Below are 18,265 nucleotides of genomic sequence, written 5' to 3' on the forward strand. Positions count from 1 at the left end.
CCGCCCCAGGCAAGCTCGCACCGCAGTGCGAAGCACGGAGGTACTTCGATGAACCTCACGAGCTACGCCCTCTCGATCGATGCGCCCGTGTGCCGCTACGTCGACCTCGACCTGCGGCTGGACCCGGACTGCGAACGCGAGCTGTCCGAGGAGGAGCGCGTGCGCGCCTCGCGCCTGCACTTCGGCATCGACCGCGAGCGCTTCATCGCCGCCCACGTCGCGCTGCGGCGCGCGCTGGCCGAGCAGAGCGCGCTGCGCGCCGACACGCTGTGCCTGATCTGCGGCCCGTTCGGCAAGCCGTGGATGCCCGAGCGCCCGCGCATCCGCTTCTCGCTGAGCCACAGCCATGCGCTGGCGCTGATCGCGGTCGGCACGCGCGGCCCGCTGGGCGCCGACGTGGAACACCTGCGCCCCGTGCCCGACGCGCTGACGCTGGCCGAGCGCCACTTCACGCCCCGCGAGTACGAGGCCCTGCTCGCGCTGCCGGCCGCGCGGCGCGGGCTCGCCTTCCTCACCTGCTGGACGCGCAAGGAAGCCTGCCTCAAGGCCATCGGCCTGGGCCTGCGGGTGCGGCCCGACACGGTGGAGGTGGGACTGCGGCCCGAGCTGCGCAGCGTCGAGGTCCCGCTGGGCGGCCGCACCCTGTGGCTGGTGGTGGGCCCGGCGCCCGCGCGGGCCGGCAGCGTGGCCTCGCTCGCCGAATGGCGCGCGCCCGAGACGCTGTTCGACACGCCCGAGGCGCTGTCGCAGATGCTCGCCATGCAGGCCCTGCGCGCGAATCCGCGCGCGGCCTTCACCGGCGACCCGGTCCGTGGCGTGGAGGTGACGCGATGATGGCCCGCCCGCTCATGTTCGGCCCGGCCTCGCGCCAGCTGTTCGGCCTGTTCCATCCCGCCGAACAGCCGCGCCCGGGCGACACCGCGGTGCTGCTGTGCCCGCCCTTCGGCCAGGAAGGCCTGCGCACGCACCGCTTCTTCAAGGTGCTGGCCGAGCGGCTCGCCCACTCGCGCATCGCCACCCTGCGCTTCGACTTCCACGGCACCGGCGATTCGCCGGGCGACGAGCGCGCGGGCGAACTCGACGGCTGGCGCCGTGACCTGTGCTCGGCCCACGAGACGCTGCGCGGGCTCGCGCCCGACGCGCGCATCGTCTGGGTCGGCGCGCGCCTGGGCGCCACCCTCGCCGTGCTGGCAGCGCGCAACGGGCGCTGCGACCCGGCGCGGCTGGTGCTGTGGGAGCCGGTGATCGACGGCCCGCGCTATGGAAGCATGCTGCGCGAGCGGCACGTGGAGGCGGTCGACACCACCTTCTGCATTCCCGACCTCGGCTGGCGGCGCGGCTACCTGCGCGATGCCGAGGCCGTGCCCGAGGAGGCGCTGGGCGTGTCGCTGTCGGCGCAGTTGCGCGCCCAGCTCTCGGCGCTGGTGCCGGCATCGCTGCCGCTGACCGCGCTGCACGACACGCTGGTGCTCGCGCGCCCCGACGAGGCCCACACCGCCCAGTGGGCGGCCGAGCAGCAGTCGCGACACATGCCGGTGCGCCTCGCCTACTTCCAGCACCGGCTCGACTGGACCGCCGATCCCTATCCCAACAGCGCCATGGTTCCGGCCGATGCGCTCAACCGCCTGCAAGGGGCCCTCCATGAGTGACATGACCCAAAGCCCGGTGCGCTTCGGCCACGGCGACGGCCTGCTCGGCATGCTGACCGAGCCCGTGCACTGCCAGCCGCTGCCGGTGTGCTGCCTGATGCTCAACATGGGCGCCAACCACCGCGTCGGGCCGCGGCGCATCAACGTCAAGCTGGCCCATGCGCTGGCCGCCCAAGGCATGAGCAGCCTGCGGCTGGACCTCGGCGGCATCGGCGACAGCGAGGCCCCCGGCGGCGCGAGCGCGGTGCCGCTGGCGCTGCGCGCGGTGCACGACCTGCAGGCGGCGATGGACCTGGTGGAAGCGCGGCTCGGCATCGGCCGCTTCGTGATCGTCGGCATGTGCTCGGGCGCCGAGCACGCGATGAGCGCCGGCATGGTCGATGCGCGCGTGATCGGCCTGTCGCTGTTCGACGGCTTCGCCTTCCCGCAGCGGCGCGCGCGCTGGGAACGCACGCTGCGCCGCGCGCTGGCCGCGCCCGCCCACCCCGCCTTCGCGGGCAAGGTGCGGCGCTGGATCGGGCGCGGCCTGTCGCGCTGGCTGTCGCGTTCCAGCGCGGCGCGGCCGCTGCCGGGCTTCTTCAGCGAGGAACTGCCGCCGGTCGTCGCCGAAGCCTGGTTCCGCGCCACCATGCGGCGCCTGTGGGCGCGCCAGGTGGCGCTGCACTTCCTCTACTCGGGTTCGCTGCATGTCAGCGACCGCGGACGCGACCAGCTCGGCGCGTTCCGCGACGAACCCTTCCTGCAGGCCGCGCAGTACGACTTCCTGCGCGACCTCGATCACACGGTCTGCACGGCCAGGGGGCAGCAGCTGTTCCTCGGCGCCGTGGGCGACTGGGTGATCGCCCGCGCCCGCGGCACCGCCGCGGAGCGTCGCAGCCCCGGCACCGCCGCGGCCCCGCTCGACCCTCCCATCGCGGGCGCGCTCGCGCCGCAGTGACCCCCACGGATTTCCAAGGACACCCCATGACGCCCCTCGTTTCAACCGCCCCCGCCGCGCACCCGGGGCGCCGCGCGCGCCTCGGCGCCGCGGCCTTGAGCGCACTGCTCGCGCTCGGCCTGGCCGGCTGCGGCATCCCGGGCTTCAGTTCGCCCGACAGCGGCGCCTGGCGCAGTTCGGGCAGCACGGGCGGTACCGGACCGACCGGCGCGCGCGGCGAGCCGCGGATCGTGCCGATCACGCCCGCGCTGGTGCGCGAGCTGGCCGCGCGCCAGCCGACGGGGCCGTCGCCCGAGGTCCGCGAGCTGTTCGGCAAGTCGCCGGCCTACACGATCGGCGCCGGCGACGTGATCGGCATCGTGGTCTACCGCCATCCGGAGCTGATGCCCAGCCAGGGCGCCGTGATCTCGCAGCAGACCGACGCCACCGGCGTGAGCGTCGCGCCGGGCTTCATCGTGGACGGCGAAGGCGAGATCAGCTTTCCCTACATCGGCCGCACCAAACTGGAAGGCCTGACCGAGAGCGCCGCCTCGGAGATGATCGCCAGGCGCATCGCGCCCTTCGTCAAGGACCCGCTGGTCAGCGCGCGCATCCAGACCTTCCGCAGCCGCCGCGTCTACGTCGAGGGCGACGTGCGCATGCCGGGCCTGCAGATCTTCACCGACGTGCCGATGACGCTGGCCGAGGCCCTGAGCCGCGCGGGCAGCGCCAACGCCAGCGCCGACCGCTCGCGCATCGTGCTCACGCGCGACGGGCGCGCGCTGACGATCGACCTGCCGGCGCTGCAGGTCCAGGGCTACGACGCGGGCCGCATCCCGCTGCGCAACGGCGACGTCGTGAACGTCGGCACGCGCGACGACAGCCGCGTCTACGTGATGGGCGAGATCCTGCGGCCCTCGGCCCTGCTGATGCGCAACGGCCGGCTGAGCCTCAACGAGGCGATCGGCGACGCCGGCGGCCCCGAGCTGCAGACCTCCTCGCCGGGGCAGATCTACGTGGTGCGCAACTCCAGCGGCGACGTGCCCGACGTCTACCACCTCGACGCGAAGAACCCGGTGGCGCTCGCGCTGGCGGACCGCTTCGAGCTGCGGCCGCGCGACGTGGTCTACATCGACCCGGTGCCGCTGGTGCGCTGGAACCGCGTGATCAGCCTGATCCTGCCCGCCGCCCAGGTCGTGAACCTCGGCGGCACGGCGAGCCGCCGCTGATGGCACGCCGCTCGCCGCGCTCCCCCGCTCCCGCCCCCGCCCCCGACAGACCACGAGGTGAACCCATGAATGCCCGATCGCTCATCGCGGCCTCCGCGCCCGCGGACCCGCCGGCCGATGCTCCCCTGACGCGCTCGCGCCTGCGGGAACACATCGACCTCTTCCTCGACAACCGATGGACGATCGCGAAGTTCGTCGCGGCCGCGCTGCTGCTGGGCGCGCTCTACACCCTGTTCGGTCCGCGCGTGTACGAGGCCAACGTGCTGCTGCAGGTGGAAGACGCCGACCGCTCGGGCGGCACCCTGCTGGGCGAGTCGGCGAGCAGCGCGCTCAACGCCAAGACGCCGACCGCGGGCGAGGCCGAGATCCTCAAGTCGCGGCTGGTGCTGGGCCAGGCCATCGAGGACACCAAGCTCTACATCGAGGCCGAGCCGCTGTACCTGCCGCTGGTCGGCGCCTGGCTCGCGCGCGGCAGCAGGGAACTGTCTGAGCCCGGCCTGCTGGGCCTGGGCGGCTACGTCCATGGCGCCGAGCGCATCGTCGTCGCGCAGATGGACGTGCCGCCCGAGCTCGAGGGCTCGCGCTTCCTGCTCACGGCGGGCACGCGCAGCGGCTTCACGCTGACGCATCCGAAGCTGGCCGAACCGATCGTCGGCACGGTGGGGGCGCCGCTCGACGTGGAGACCGCGCTCGGCCCGCTGCACCTGCTGGTGGGCTCGATGGCCGGCCTGCCGGGCGCGCAGTTCGAGCTGGTGCGCCAGTCGAAGCAGCTCACGCTGCTCGCGCTGCAGCGCGACCTGCGCGTGATCGAGAAGGGCAAGCAGTCCTCGGTGATGGACCTGAGCTGGCAGCACGGCGACCGCATGCAGCTGGCCACCCTGCTCAACGAGGTGGCGCGGCTCTATGTGCGGCTGAACATCGACCAGAAGACCGCGCAGGCGCAGCGCGCGCTCGACTTCCTCGGCGGCGAGCTGCCCAAGCTCAAGTCGCAGCTCGAGCAGTCCGAGGAAGCCTACAACCAGTACCGCAACCAGAACGGCACCATCAGCCTGGACGACGAGGCACGCAATGCGCTGACGCAGAACGTGACCCTGCAGGCCAAGCTCTTCGACGCCACCCAGAAGCGGCTCGAGCTGACCGAGCGCTTCACCGCGCGCGATCCCAGCGTGCAGACCATCGACGCGCAGATCGCGGCGCTGCGCAAGGGGCTCGGCACGGTCGAGCTCAGCATCCGGCGCATGCCGCAGCTGCAGCAGAACGCGCTGCGCATGCAGCGCGACATCAAGGTCAACACCGACCTCTACGTGGCGCTGCTCAACAGCTCGCTGCAGATGCGGCTCGCGAAGGAGGGCCGCATCGGCAACGTGCGCGTGCTCGACCCGGCGCTGCAGCCCGAGAAGCCGATCCGCCCCAGGGCGGCGATCGCGATGGGCCTGGCGCTGGTGGCGGGGCTGTTTGCGGGCCTGGGCGCGGTGCTGCTGCGCCGCTCGTGGCGCGCCACGGTCGCGAGCCCGGCCGAGATCGAGGCCCACACCGGCCTCGAGGTCTACAGCACGGTGGCGCTGAGCCGGCGCCAGCGCCTGCTCGACCGCGCGGCGCAGCACGGCCTGCCCGGCGTGCACGTGCTCGCCATGCAGCACCCCGAGGACCCGGCGCTCGAGGGCGTGCGCCGGCTGCGCACCGCGCTCAAGTTCGCGCTGCCGGGCGCGCGCAACAACCGCATCATGGTGTCGAGCGCCACGCCCGGTGCCGGCAAGAGCTTCGTCTCTGCCAACCTGGCGGTGGTGCTCGCCGCCGGCGGCCGCCGCGTGCTGCTGATCGACGCCGACCTGCGGCGCAGCAGCCTGGGCCCGTACTTCGGACTGGCGCCGCGGAACGGCCTGGCGGAGCTGCTGCTCGGCGAGATCGACGAGCAGGCCGCCATCCACCGCGACGTGCTGCCGCAACTCGACGTGCTGGCCAGCGGCATGCCGCCGCGCGACCCCACCGGCCTGCTGTGCGGCGAGGCCTTCGCGCGGCTGCTCGAGCGGCTCTCGCAGCGCTACGACACGGTGATCGTCGATGCGCCGCCCGCGCTGCTGGCCTCGGAGGCGGCCGAGATGGCGGTCCACATGGGCACGCTGCTGATGGTGGCGCGCGCCGGCGACAACGAGCTCGGCGACCTGACGCAGAGCATCAAGGAGCTGCGCCACGCGGGCGCGCGCTTCCAGGGCGTGGTGCTCAACGCGCTCGACGCGCGCCAGCGCTACTACGGCAGCTACGCCTACCGCTATGGCGCCTACCGGGTGCGCGCGCATGCGTACCCGGCCCTCGCGCCGCCGCTGGCCGCGCCGGGCACCGCGGGAGCGGCCGCATGAGCCTGCTGCAGACCGCGCCGGCCGCGCCTTCGCTCGAGGGGCGCGCGCTGATGGCCGCCAAGCGCGGTGTCGACATCGCCATGGCGGGCAGCTTCTTCCTGCTGTTCGGCTGGGCCTATGCGCTGGTGTGGATCGGCGTGCTGCTGAGCTCGGGCCGGCCCGCGATCTACATGCAGCCGCGCTACGGCAAGAACGGCCGCGTGTTCCGCTTCTACAAGTTCCGCTCGATGGTGGCCGACGCCGACGGGGTGCTGGCGCGCCACCTGCGCGAGGACGCGGCGGCGCGGCTGCAGTGGGCCAAGTACCAGAAGCTGGACCGCGACCCGCGCATCACGCCCTTCGGCGCGATCCTGCGCAAGTACAGCATCGACGAGCTGCCGCAGTTCTGGAACGTGCTCAAGGGCGACATGAGCATGGTCGGCCCGCGTCCCTGCATGTTCTCGCAGAAGGACCTGTACGGCGGCTACTGGGGCCACTACTGCGCGGTGCGCCCCGGCATCACGGGCCTGTGGCAGATCAGCGGCCGCAGCGAGGTGAGCTACCGCCGCCGCGCCGCGATGGACGCCGACTACGTCGCCACGCTGTCGCTGCGCCACGACGTCGCCATCCTGTTCAAGACCTTCGCCGTGGTGGCCGGCGCGCGCGGCTCGGGCTAGCGAAGCTGCCGCATCGATCGATCCCGGATTTTTGAACTTCACGAAAGAACCTATGCGTATCTACGTTGCAGGCCATCGCGGCATGGTGGGCCAATCGCTCTCGAGGCGCTTGCGCGCCCTGGGCCACGAGGTCGTCACGCGCGACCGCGAGGCGCTCGACCTGCTCGACCAGGAGGCGGTGCGCCGCTTCTTCGCGAGCGAACGCATCGACCAGGTCTACCTGGCCGCGGCCAAGGTCGGCGGCATCCACGCCAACATGAGCTACCCGGCCGAGTTCATCTACCAGAACCTCATGATCGCGGCCAACGTGACGCACCAGGCCTTCCTCGCGAACGTCACGCGGCTGCTGTTCCTCGGATCGAGCTGCATCTACCCGCGCCTGGCCGACCAACCGATCGCCGAGGAGGCGCTGCTCGGCGGCCGGCTCGAGCCGACCAACGAGCCCTACGCGATCGCCAAGATCGCCGGCATCAAGCTGTGCGAGAGCTACAACCGGCAGTACGGCGCCTCGCACGGCATCGACTACCGCAGCGTGATGCCGAGCAACCTCTACGGGCCCGGCGACAACTACCACCTCGAGAACAGCCACGTGGTACCGGCGCTGATCCGGCGCTTCCACCTCGCCAAGTCCACCGCCGCGCCGAGCGTGCTGATCTGGGGCACGGGCCGCGCGCGCCGCGAGTTCCTCTACGTCGACGACATGGTCGACGGCTGCATCGCGGTGATGAACCTCCCGCGCGCCGTCTACGACACGCACACCGAGCCGATGCGCGCCCACATCAACCTCGGCACCGGGGACGACCTGTCGATCGCCGAGCTGGCCGATCACATCCGCGAGGTGGTCGGCTACCGCGGGCGGATCGAGTTCGACACCTCGCAGCCCGACGGCGCGCCGCGCAAGCTGCTCGAGGTGTCGCGCGCCGCCAGCATCGGCTGGCGCGCCACGATGCCGCTGACCGACGGCCTGCGGCGCACCTATGCCGACTACAGCCGCGCGGTGCGGCCGGTCGAGACTCTCGCGCCGGCCTGAGCGCCGCCGCCCGCGAACGAACGAACGAACGGCGAGACGCTCATGAGAATCCTGTGCTTCTGGTGCGGCCTCGCCGCGGCGATGCTGTGCGGCCTGCTCGACCCGGTGTGGGGCTACGTGGCGGTGTTCCTGCTGTCGCTGCTGCAGCTCGCGCTGCTCGGCGGCCCGGGCGCGAGCGTGTTCCTGCTCGTGCACTACACCACCCTGCTGACCTACTTCTCGCTCGCGCCGGCGATCCAGATCGCGCAGGACCTGAGCTTCTGGGAAGCCGGCGTGATCGGCACGGTGGCGCACACGCAGGCGCTGATGCTGCTGCTGCTGTACATGGCCGGCGTGGAAGCGGCGCGCTTCGGCGTCGTCGATCCGCCGTTGCGCCACGCCGCGGGCACCGCGCCGGCGCCCGGCGTGGCGCATCCGCTGCTGCTGCTGGGCCTGCTGGGCGCGGCCTTCGCGGTGCTGTTGGCGCGCGCCGACCTCAACTTCGTGGCGCGCGGCCTGCCCGGCGAGATCGAGAATGCGCCGCTGGACTTCATCGTCTATTCGACGCTGCCCAAGATGGTGGTGCTGATGTGCTTCGTCGCGCTGGCGATCCATGCGCTGCGCCAGCGCACGGCCGCCGCCTGGTGCCTGGCCGCGCTGGCGCTGGCCGCGGCCGCGATCGCGGCGAACCCGGTCAACACCGCGCGCCAGATCCTGCTGATCGGCCTGCTGCCGCTGTTGATCCATGGCCTCGGCCGCTCGCGGCGCTGGACCCTGGCGTTCGTCGTCTTCGCCGCCATCGCGGGCCTGGGCCCGGTGTTCAACCTGCTGTCGCGCGGCAGCATGTGGGGCGAGTCGCTCGCGACCTTTCCCTACAGCCCCGACTTCGATGCGATGTACGTGGTGGCCGGCGTGCTCGAGCGCGCGCCCGCGCCCGATCTCGGCTTCGGCCGCTACCTGCTGTCGGCCTTCTCGTTCGTGCTGCCGCGCGATTTGAAGCTGTTTCCCGACTTCGACCCGCTGGGCTGGCCCGCCATCCTCGGCAACTTCTCGCAGAGCAACCTGTCGCTGGCGCAGTTCGCCACCGTCTTCTTCGACTTCGGCCTGCCGGGCCCGCTGGTGTTCGGCTTCCTGCTGTCGAGCCTGTTCCGCCGCATCGACCGCGCGATCGACACCCACGGCCCCGTCTCGCGCGGCTATCTCGCGGCGCTGGTGCTGCTCGCGGCCTACGTGCCGTTCATGCGCGGGCCGATCCTGGGCTGGGGACCGTTCGCGGCCTCGGGGCTGATCGCGGCGCTGCTGGTCGGTGCCCTGTGCACCGGCTTCGGTCCCGCGCGCCGCGCGCTTGCCCCACGTCCCGCCGCCCACGCATGAGCTCCACGATGCCCGACTATCTCTTCTACGACACGCTGCGCCTCAACCGGGGCGCCGGCGGCGTGCTCAACGTCTCCGAGGTGCTGCTGCGCGGCATGCGGCTGTCGGCCGGCCAGGCGATCGCCTCGGCCAGCGAGCGGCATCCGCGGCTGTTCGAGCTCGCGCGCCGCAGCGGGCTCAGCCGCTTCGTGCTCGAAACCCTGCTCTACAACGCCCACCAGCTGCGCGCCTGGCTGTCGGGACGGCGGGTGTGGTCGCTGTTCCCGAACTACTTCCTGCCCTTCGCCCCGTTCGGCCGGCACCGCGACGCGATCGTGATCGTGCACGACCTGCAGTACAAGGCGCACCCCGAGCACTTCAGCCGCACCAAGCGGCTCTGGCTCGACTGGAACCTGCGCCGGCTCGCGCGCAGCCACGCGCAGGTGGTGTTCATCAGCCGCAGCAGCCAGCAGGACTTCGAGCGCCATTTCGGGCCTTGCCGGCACTCGACGGTGATCTTCAATCCGGTCGACGCGGTCGCCACGCCGGTCCCGCCCGACGCCCCGCCCGCCGGCGAGCGCTACCTGATCGCGGCCTACCACTACTACCCGCACAAGAACTTCGGCGGCACCTTGCGGCTGTTCGAGCGCATGAAGCGCGCGGGGCTGGTCGACCGGCTCGACATCACGGGCAACGGCGCGGCCGAGGTGGCGCGCATGGTGGCGGCCGAGGCGCCCGCGCTGCGCGGCTGCGTGCACCACCGCGGGCTGGTATCGCGCGAGGAACTGATCGGCCTGTACCGCGGCGCGCAGGCCTTCATCTCGCTGTCGCGCTTCGAGGGCTTCAACCTCTCCGCCGCCGAGGCGGCGACTCTGGGCGTGCCGCTGCTGCTGTCGGACATCCCGGTGCACCGGGAGCTGTTCGGCGGCTATGCCTTCCTCGTCGACGAGCGGCGCTGCGACCTGGAGGCGCTGTCGCGCTACCTCGCGTCGCACCGGCAGGCACGCCCGGCGTGGGCGAACGCGCCGGCCTGCACGCCCGCGGCGGTGGCGGCGCGATATCTCGGGCTGCAGCGCACGGCCGCTTCCTTCGAGGGCGCACTGCCATGACCCGCACGCTTCGTTCGTTCCTGGCTCGGACCCTGGCGGCGACGCTGCTCGCCGCGACGGCCGCGACCGCCCAGACCACCGTTCCCGCCGACCCGGCGCTCGCCGCCCCATGGCCCGCGCTGGCGCCGGCGGGCTTCGGCGTGATGGTCCACTACCTGCCCGACCGCCGTTCGATCGCCGACGTGGGGCGCTTCGACGTCGAGGCCTTCGCGACCCAGCTGGCCGAGATGCGCGCCTCGTACCTAGTGCTCACGCTGGGGCAGAACAGCGGCCAGTACATCGCGCCCAATGCCGCGCTCGAGGCGCTGTGCCCGGCCAGCGCGCGCGACCGCCCGCCGCGCGACCTGCCGCTGGAGATCGGTCGCGCGCTGCGCCGCCGCGGCATCGCGATGGTGCTGTACCTGCCGTTTCGCGCGCCGCAGGACGATCGCTACCTGATGGGCTGCCTCGGCGACATCTCCGAACAGCAGCCGCCGCCCGCGCGCTTCATCGCGGGCTGGTCGCAGGTGATCGCCGAGTGGTCGCAGCGCTACGGCACGCTGGCGCGCGGCTGGTGGTTCGACGGCACCTACAACACGCGCGACATGACGTCCTCCGAATGGAACGCGCTGTGCGGCGCCGCGCGCAGCGGCGCGGCCGACCGCTGGCTCGCCTTCAACGCGGGCGAAGGACCGCAGCGCTTCAGCCTCAAGGCCGCGCCGTGCCAGAACCTGATGGCCGGCGAGTTCATGGATCCCCCGGCGCAGCTCACGGCGCCGCCCTCGGACCTGATGTTCCACGTGCTGACGCCGCTGGCCGCCTCGTGGGGCCGCGAGGCGCCGCCGCGCTTCTCGGCGGCCCAGGTGCGCGCCTGGATCGCCGAGGCGCGCGCGCGCAAGGGGCTGCTCACGCTCGATCTTCCGCTCGACGCCGATTTCCACTTCCTGCCCGCGCATGTCGCGCTGGTGCGCAGCGCGACCGCGCCCGCTCCCTGAACCCACTGCCCCCGCTCCAAGGCTCGCCGACCATGACCCAACCGCTTCCCTTCATCGTGGTGGAAGACCGCCAGAACAAGACCCTGGCGCTGTGCCGCGCATCGGCGGCCCGCGCGCGGGAGAACCTGCTGGTGCTCGCGGGCACCGAGGCCGGCGCGGACTACGAGCGCCTGTGCCGCAGCTACGTGCACCTGTCGAGCAACACGCCCGCGTTCGAGAAGATCTGCTTCCGGCGCTACTTCCTGCTGGCCGCCCACCTCGAGGCGCGGCCCGAATGCCGCGAGTTCGTGCTGCTCGACAGCGACGTGCTGCTGTTCCACGGCCTCGGCGCGCACGTGCGCCGCCTGGTCGGCGAGGCCGACTTCTCGGGCTCGTTCATCGAGCCCATCGACGGCTGGGACCCGTGCCAGATATCGCCGCACGTGAGCTACTGGAGCGCCGCGGGGCTGGCCGGCTTCGTCGCCTTCGTGCTCGACACCTACACCACCCACGCGGGGCGCGCGACGCTGCGCGAGATCGCCGCGCGCTTCGCGGCCCGGGGCGAGCGCGGCGGCGTGTCCGACATGACGCTGCTGTACCTGTGGGCGCACGCCAGCGGCAATGCGCGGCCGATCAACCGCGTGTTCGGCGGCCGTGTCATCGACCACAACATCAGCAGCGCCCACAACCTGCGCGCCAACGAGTTCCGGCTGCTGGGCGGCGCCAAGCACCTGGCCTATCGCGACGGCCAGCCCTGCCTCACGACCCAGGCCGGCGAGTCGGTGCAGGCGCTGGCGCTGCATTTCCAGGGCCGCGCGAAGCTGGCCATGGGGCAGGCGCTGCGCGGTGGCACGCGCCGGGTCGCGCTGCTGACCTACGGGCTGCAGTTCGCGCGCCGGGCCAAGAACCGGGCCTTCGGCATGGGCCTGCTCGCGCGGCGCGTGCCCGCCGCCCATCGGCTCGGCGACCTGCCGGGCTCGAAATAGCGTGTCGCCGCAACGATCACGCCCCGCCATGCCGATCAGACCGCTCCGCCTGCCGTCCGCGCTGCCCCTGCAGGGGCTGGGCGCGCTGGCGTCGCGCTTCTACGTCTACCTCTCGGGCTTCCTCGCCGTCTTCCTGCTGGCCGCCAACGTGGCGCCCGCGCGTTTCGGCGCGTATTCGGTCTACCAGTCGGTGCTCGAGGCGGCGCTGGTGGTCGGCACGCTCGGCAGCGCGCTGCTGTTCTCGCGCCATGCGGCCGGACCGGGCCCGCGGATCCGGCGCGGCGACCTGGTGCGCACGCTCGCGATCGGGCTGCCGATCGCGCTGCTGCTGGCGCTCGGCATGCTGGCGCTGCAGCGCGTGCCCGCGTCCGCCATGGCGCTGGTGCTGATGGCCGCCACGCTTGCCGTGTTCTCGTTCAACAGCCTGCGTCTGGCCTACAGCCGCGGGCTCGGCCACGCGGGCCTGCTCAACCTCGAATCCGGCCTGCGCTCGAGCATCCTGGTGCTGGGCGTGGTCGGCTTCGCCGCGCTGGGCCACGCGGGCGACGCCCTCGACGTGCCGCAGCTGCTGGCCATCAACCTGTTCGCCTTCGTGCTGGTGGCCGCGGCCATCGTGCGCACGGGCCGCGCCGGCCGGCCGCCGCGCGGTGCCGCCACCCTGGCGCTCTCGGCGCAGGGCGGCGCGACCGTCTATTCGCTGCTGCTGTTCCTGCTGCGCAAGTCCGACCTGCTGGTGGTGGCCTTCTTCATGCCGCTGGGCTACGTGGGCGCCTTCAAGCTCGCGTTCCTGCTGGCCGAGGCGCCGTCGCAGTTCGTGCAGGCCTTCCTCTACACCCGCACGCCCGCGATGCGCACCGCCAGCGCCGGGCAGCTCGAGGCCTCGGCGTTCCGGCTCGCGCGGCAATCCTTCCTGCTGGGCTGCGGCCTGTTCGCGGGGCTGGCGGCGCTGATCGTGCTGGCCGCGCCGCTGCTGAAGGTCGGCCACGAGGCGCTCGAGATCTTCCTGTGCATCGCGCCCTACTTCCTGCTGCGCACCTACACCGTGCACCACGAGATGCTGCTCGCGCTGCGCGTGCCGGTGGCCTCGCTGGCGCGCTGGGCGCTGCTCGAGGTCGGGTTGCGGCTGCTGTCGTACGCGGTGGTGATCCGGGCCTTTCCGGGCCAGCCGCACTACGTGTTCCTGCTCGCCTGCGCCAGCGACTTCGTGCTCTACGAGCTGCGCATGCGGCTGGAGTTCGGCAGCTATCCCATCGTGCGCATCGCGCGCGGCCTGGCGCACGGCGCGCTGCGGAGCCGGCCATGAAGATCCTGCTGCACTCGATGAACTTCGCGCCCGAGCTGGCCGGCGTGGGCAAGTACTCGGGCGAGATGGCGCGCTGGCTGAGCGCGCGCGGCCACGCGGTGCGCGTGATCGCGGCGCCGCCCTTCTTTCCGCAGTGGCAGGTGGCCGAGGGCCATTCGGCCTGGGCCTACCGCCGCGGCGACTGGCACGGCGTCGATCTGTGGCGCGCGCCGACCTGGGTGCCCGCGCGTCCGCGCACGCCGGCCCGCCTCGCGCACCTGGCCTCGTTCATGCTGTCGAGCCTGCCGCTGCTGCTGGCGCAGGCACGCTGGCGGCCCGATGTGGTGATGGTGGTGGAGCCGCCGCTGTTCTGCGCGCCCGGCGTGCTGCTGCTGTCGAAGCTCGCGGGCAGCAGGTCGTGGCTGCACATCCAGGACTACGAGGTGGACGCGGCCTTCGGCCTGGGCCTGGTGCGCGGCGGCCGCGTGCGGCGCATGGCGCTGGCGGCCGAACGCTGGCTGATGGGGCGCTTCGACCGCGTCTCGACGATCTCGGCCGCGATGCTCGCCAAGGCCGCCGACAAGGGCGTGGCGCCCGAGCGGCTGGTGCTGTTCCCGAACGGCGTCGACCTGCGCGCGATCCGGCCCGCGCCTCCCCGCGATCCCGAGGCACCCAACCCCGCCGGCGGCTACCGCGCCGCGCTCGGCATCGCGCCCGACGCGGTGCTGGTGCTCTACGCGGGCAGCCTGGGCCACAAGCAGGGCATCGAGCTGCTGGCCGAGGCGGCCGCGCTGCTGGCGGATGCGCCGGCGCTGCACTTCGTCATCTGCGGCAACGGGCCGAGCCGCGCGTCGCTGATGGATGCCTGCCTGCGGCTGCGCCACGTGCACTTCCTCGACCTGCAGCCGGCCGAGCGGCTCGACGAGCTGCTCGGCAGCGCCGACATCCACGTGCTGCCGCAGCGCGCCGACGCGGCCGACCTGGTGATGCCCTCGAAGCTGACCGGCATGCTCGCGAGCGGCCGGGCCGTGATCGTGACCGCGCATCCCGACACCGAGCTCGGCCGCGCCGTGACGGGCCGCGGCGTGGTGGTGCCGCCGGGCGACGCACGCGCGCTGGCCGACGCGATCGCGCAGCTCGCGGCCTGCCGTTCGCGGCGCGAGGCCCTGGGCGCGGCCGGCCGCGCCTTCGCCGAGGCCGAGCTGGACCAGGACGCGATCTTCCAGCGCCTCGAGGCCGAGCTGCTGCGCTGCCTCGCGAAACCCGGCGAGCAGCCCGCATCGCCATGAACGCCGCCCTCTCCCCTCCCAGGATCCTCGTGACCGGCGGCGCGGGCTTCATCGGCAGCCACGCCTGCGTGGCACTGATCGCGGCCGGCTACCTGCCGGTGGTGCTCGACACGCTGGTCAACAGCAGCGCGCGCTCGCTGGAGCGGATCGCGGCCATCACGGGCGTGGCACCGGTCCTGGTGCGCGCCGACGTGCGCGATGCCGCGGCGCTCGAGCGGGTGTTCGCCGCGCATGCCTTCGGCGCGGTGCTGCACCTGGCGGGGCTGAAGGCGGTCGGCGACTCGGTGGACGACCCGCTCGGCTACTACGAGGTCAACGTGGCGGGCACGCTGGCGCTGGTGCGCGCCATGGACGGCGCGGGCGTGCGCCGGCTGGTGTTCTCCTCCTCGGCCACGGTGTACGGCGACACGGCGAGCTCGCCGATCCCCGAGAGCGCGCCGCACGCCGCCGTCAATCCTTACGGCCGCACCAAGGCCATGGTCGAGACGGTGCTGCTCGACCTGGCCCGTGCCGACGCGCGCTGGGGCATCGCCTGCCTGCGCTTCTTCAATCCCGTGGGCGCGCACGAGAGCGGCCTGATCGGCGAGCACCCGAACGGCCGCCCCAACAACCTCATGCCCTACATCTCGCAGGTGGCGGTGGGCACGCTCGCGCACCTGGTGGTGCACGGCACCGACTACGACACCGCCGACGGCACCGGCGTGCGCGACTACGTGCACGTGATGGACGTGGCCGAGGGCCACGTGGCCGCGCTGCGCCACGTGACGCGCGAGCCGGGGATCCTGATGGCCAACCTCGGCACGGGGCGCGGCGCCTCGGTGCTCGAGGTGGTCGCGGCCTTCGAGCGCGCCAGCGGCCGCGCGATCGCGCTGCGCCTCGGACCGCGGCGCCCCGGCGACGCACCGGCCTACTGGGCCGACGCGGCCAGCGCCCAGGCCCGCTTCGGCTGGCGCGCGCGCCGCAGCCTCGACGACATGTGCGCCGACAGCTGGCGCTGGCAGGTTGGCAATCCGCACGGCTTCGACGAGGCCGCGCCGCCACCCCCACCCCCACCGCTTCCGCTACCCCGAACGCCTTTCACTCAACCAGGGATCCCTTCATGTCCGATACCGTTACTTCCTCTCTAGAGACGCCGGAGTCCGGCCGGACCTTCGCGCGTCGCGCGAGCTACACCACGGGCGTCTGCCCGCCGGCCGAACCGCAGTGGCCGCACTTCCTGACCGGGCAGGAGAACGCGCCGGTGCGCGTGCTGCTGGTGGACGACGACGAGTTCATGCGGCGCGTGATCGCGCAGGAGCTGCTGTCGGACATGCGCATCCAGCTGCAGGCGCAGGCCGGCAGCGTGCGCGAGGGGCGGCGCCTGCTGGCATCGCAGGAATTCGACGTGCTGATGCTCGACCTGCACCTGGGCGACGGCACCGGCTTCGACCTGATCCGCGAGGCACGCAAGCAGCACAGCTACTGCGAGATCATCGTGGTCTCGGCGCTCGAGGACGACGCCCACGTGATGCGCGCCTTCGAGCTCGGCGCGACCGGCTACCTGCTGAAGAACGCCTGGCTGCAGAGCTTCGCGCAGGCGGTGCTGCAGGTGGTCAACGGCGGCGCGGCGATCACGCCGCGGCTGTCGCGCCGCCTGCTCGCGCGCCTGAGCCAGCAGGGCGGCGATGTGCCGCCGGACGCGCCGCAGCGCGAAGCCACGCTGACCGTGCGCGAGCGCGAGGTGCTGCGCTGCGTGGCGCGCGGCTGCGTCTCCAAGGAGATCAGCGAGCGGCTGGGCATCTCGGGCCAGACCGTCAATGCCCACATCAAGAACATCTACAAGAAGCTGCAGGTGCATTCGCGCGCGCAGGCCGTGAGCTTCGCGACGCACACCGGCCAGCTCTGAGCCGCCGCCCCTCCTCCCTCGCGCTTCTCCCCCCTTTTTCCTTCCATCGGACACCCCATGACCACCTCCATCATCCATCCCGTCGTCCTGTGCGGCGGCAGCGGCACGCGCCTGTGGCCGCTCTCGCGCAAGGCATTGCCCAAGCAGTTCGCGCCGCTGGTGGGAGGCAAGAGCCTGCTGCAGCTCACGCTGGAGCGGCTGCGCGGCCTGCATGGCGAGATCACCTGCATCGCTTCGGAGGAACATCGCTTCCTCGTGCGCGAGACCGTGGACGCCGCCGGCATCGGCGGGCGCCAGATCCTCGAGCCCGGGGGCCGCAACACCGCGGCCGCGATGGCGGTGGCGGCGCTGCAGGCCGGGGCCGACGACCTGCTGCTGTTCGCGCCCGCCGACCATCACATCCCCGATGCCGAACTGTTCGCGCGCACCGTGCGCGGCGGCGTCGAGGCGGCGCGCGCCGGCCGCATCGTGACCTTCGGCGTCACGCCGACCTTCGCGAGCACGGCCTACGGCTACATCGAGGTGGGTGCCGCCGCGGGCGACGGTTGCAGCCACGCGGTCTCGCGCTTCCTCGAGAAGCCCCAGGCCGAGGTGGCGGCGGCGCTGATCGCGCATGGCGGCTTCTGTTGGAACGCGGGCATCTTCCTCGTGCGCGCCGGCACGCTGGTCGCGGCCTTGCGCACGCATGCGCCCGACATCCTGCTGGCCTGCGAGCACGCGGTCGCGTCGTCGTCGGTCGACGGCAGCTTCCTTCGGCTCGGCGTCGAGGCCTTCCAGGCCTGCCGCAGCGAGAGCATCGACTACGCGGTGCTCGAGAAGCACCCCGACATCGCGATGGTGCGCTTCGAGGGCGCGTGGAGCGACGTGGGCAGCTGGAACGCGGTGGCGACCCTGCACCCCGCCGACGAGGCCGGCAACCGCACGAGCGGCAAGGGCCGCAGCCTGCGCGCGCGCAACACCTTCATCCATGCGCCGCATCGCCCGGTGGTGGCGCTGGGCACCGAGAACCTGATCATCGTCGACACGCCCGACGCGGTGCTGGTCGCGAGCGCGGACTGCGCGGAGCAGGTCGCGGAGGTGGTGCGCATGCTGGCGCTCGAGGGCCGGCCCGAGGCCACCGAGCACCGGCGCACGGTGCGGCCCTGGGGCGCGTACGACAGCGTCGACAACGGCGAGCGTTTCCAGGTCAAGCACATCACGGTCAAGCCCGGCGCCAAGCTGTCGCTGCAGATGCATCACCACCGCTCGGAACACTGGATCGTGGTGCAGGGCACGGCCAAGACCACCTGCGACGGCAAGGTCAGGCTGGTGCGCGAGAACGAATCGATCTACCTGCCGCTGGGTTGCGTGCACCGGCTCGAGAACCCGGGCAAGACGACGCTGGAGGTGATCGAGGTCCAGACCGGCAGCTACCTCGGCGAAGACGACATCGTGCGCTTCGACGACAGCTACGGGCGCTGCGGCATCGTGGCGGATCGCGGCGATGCGCAGAACCAGCCGTTGCTGTCGATCGCCGGCGAAGGCGCGGTCGCGGCGCCGGCAGTGGCGTGGAACAGTCCGCGTCCGCTGCCCGAACCGCAGCCCGCCTGAGG

16 protein-coding genes are annotated in these 18,265 nt (G+C 72.6%); all 16 read left to right on the plus strand.

The annotated features are described in order from the left end of the window. Positions 1–48 precede the first annotated feature (48 nt). The 16 genes from INQ48_42265 (at position 49) to INQ48_42340 (ending at position 18,263) form a co-directional block, all read left to right on the plus strand. Entirely contained in the window at positions 49–834 is a 786-nt protein-coding gene (locus INQ48_42265; GenBank protein ID QRF61982.1) for a 4'-phosphopantetheinyl transferase superfamily protein, read from the plus strand. Further along, on the plus strand, positions 831–1,649 hold the full coding sequence (locus INQ48_42270) for an alpha/beta hydrolase (protein ID QRF61983.1): 819 nt from the start codon (positions 831–833) through the stop codon (positions 1,647–1,649). The genes INQ48_42265 and INQ48_42270 overlap by 4 nt, the downstream gene beginning before the upstream one ends. After that, positions 1,642–2,586: a hypothetical protein gene (locus INQ48_42275; protein ID QRF61984.1), complete on the plus strand. Its 945-nt coding sequence runs from the start codon at positions 1,642–1,644 to the stop codon at positions 2,584–2,586. Before INQ48_42270 ends, INQ48_42275 begins: the two co-directional genes overlap by 8 nt. Positions 2,587–2,612: 26 nt before the next feature. Beyond that, the gene (locus tag INQ48_42280; GenBank protein QRF61985.1) at positions 2,613–3,794 is read left to right on the plus strand and encodes a polysaccharide biosynthesis/export family protein; all 1,182 of its coding nucleotides are present in this window, start codon (positions 2,613–2,615) and stop codon (positions 3,792–3,794) included. 65 nt (positions 3,795–3,859) lie between these two features. After that, entirely contained in the window at positions 3,860–6,151 is a 2,292-nt protein-coding gene (locus INQ48_42285; protein QRF61986.1) for a polysaccharide biosynthesis tyrosine autokinase, read from the plus strand. After that, positions 6,148–6,807: a sugar transferase gene (locus tag INQ48_42290; protein ID QRF61987.1), complete on the plus strand. Its 660-nt coding sequence runs from the start codon at positions 6,148–6,150 to the stop codon at positions 6,805–6,807. Before INQ48_42285 ends, INQ48_42290 begins: the two co-directional genes overlap by 4 nt. 52 nt (positions 6,808–6,859) lie before the next feature. Then, the gene (locus INQ48_42295; protein ID QRF61988.1) at positions 6,860–7,837 is read left to right on the plus strand and encodes a GDP-L-fucose synthase; all 978 of its coding nucleotides are present in this window, start codon (positions 6,860–6,862) and stop codon (positions 7,835–7,837) included. Positions 7,838–7,879: 42 nt separating this feature from the next. Beyond that, complete coding sequence (locus INQ48_42300) at positions 7,880–9,190, plus strand: hypothetical protein (protein ID QRF61989.1); 1,311 nt, start codon at positions 7,880–7,882, stop codon at positions 9,188–9,190. 8 nt (positions 9,191–9,198) lie between these two features. Continuing rightward, positions 9,199–10,278, plus strand: coding sequence for a glycosyltransferase (locus tag INQ48_42305; GenBank protein ID QRF63201.1), 1,080 nt, complete (start codon positions 9,199–9,201; stop codon positions 10,276–10,278). Next, entirely contained in the window at positions 10,275–11,252 is a 978-nt protein-coding gene (locus INQ48_42310) for a hypothetical protein (protein ID QRF61990.1), read from the plus strand. Before INQ48_42305 ends, INQ48_42310 begins: the two co-directional genes overlap by 4 nt. Positions 11,253–11,284: 32 nt before the next feature. Continuing rightward, positions 11,285–12,217 carry a hypothetical protein gene (locus tag INQ48_42315; GenBank protein QRF61991.1) on the plus strand — a complete coding sequence of 311 codons (933 nt, stop codon included), beginning with the start codon at positions 11,285–11,287 and terminating at the stop codon, positions 12,215–12,217. A gap of 28 nt (positions 12,218–12,245) precedes the next feature. After that, a complete protein-coding gene (locus INQ48_42320; protein ID QRF61992.1) occupies positions 12,246–13,520 on the plus strand; it encodes a polysaccharide biosynthesis protein in 1,275 nt (424 codons plus the stop codon). Beyond that, the gene (locus INQ48_42325; GenBank protein QRF61993.1) at positions 13,517–14,788 is read left to right on the plus strand and encodes a glycosyltransferase WbuB; all 1,272 of its coding nucleotides are present in this window, start codon (positions 13,517–13,519) and stop codon (positions 14,786–14,788) included. Before INQ48_42320 ends, INQ48_42325 begins: the two co-directional genes overlap by 4 nt. Then, complete coding sequence (gene galE, locus INQ48_42330; protein QRF61994.1) at positions 14,785–15,915, plus strand: UDP-glucose 4-epimerase GalE; 1,131 nt, start codon at positions 14,785–14,787, stop codon at positions 15,913–15,915. The genes INQ48_42325 and galE overlap by 4 nt, the downstream gene beginning before the upstream one ends. Next, positions 15,888–16,673 (plus strand): response regulator transcription factor, encoded by a 786-nt coding sequence (locus INQ48_42335; protein QRF61995.1) that lies wholly within the window; start codon positions 15,888–15,890, stop codon positions 16,671–16,673. Before galE ends, INQ48_42335 begins: the two co-directional genes overlap by 28 nt. A 57-nt stretch (positions 16,674–16,730) precedes the next feature. Further along, the gene (locus tag INQ48_42340) at positions 16,731–18,263 is read left to right on the plus strand and encodes a mannose-1-phosphate guanylyltransferase/mannose-6-phosphate isomerase (GenBank protein QRF61996.1); all 1,533 of its coding nucleotides are present in this window, start codon (positions 16,731–16,733) and stop codon (positions 18,261–18,263) included. The last annotated feature ends 2 nt before the right edge of the window (positions 18,264–18,265 follow it).

Origin of the sequence: Variovorax paradoxus, assembly GCA_016806145.1 — a bacterium.
Taxonomy (GTDB): Bacteria; Pseudomonadota; Gammaproteobacteria; order Burkholderiales; family Burkholderiaceae_C; genus Variovorax.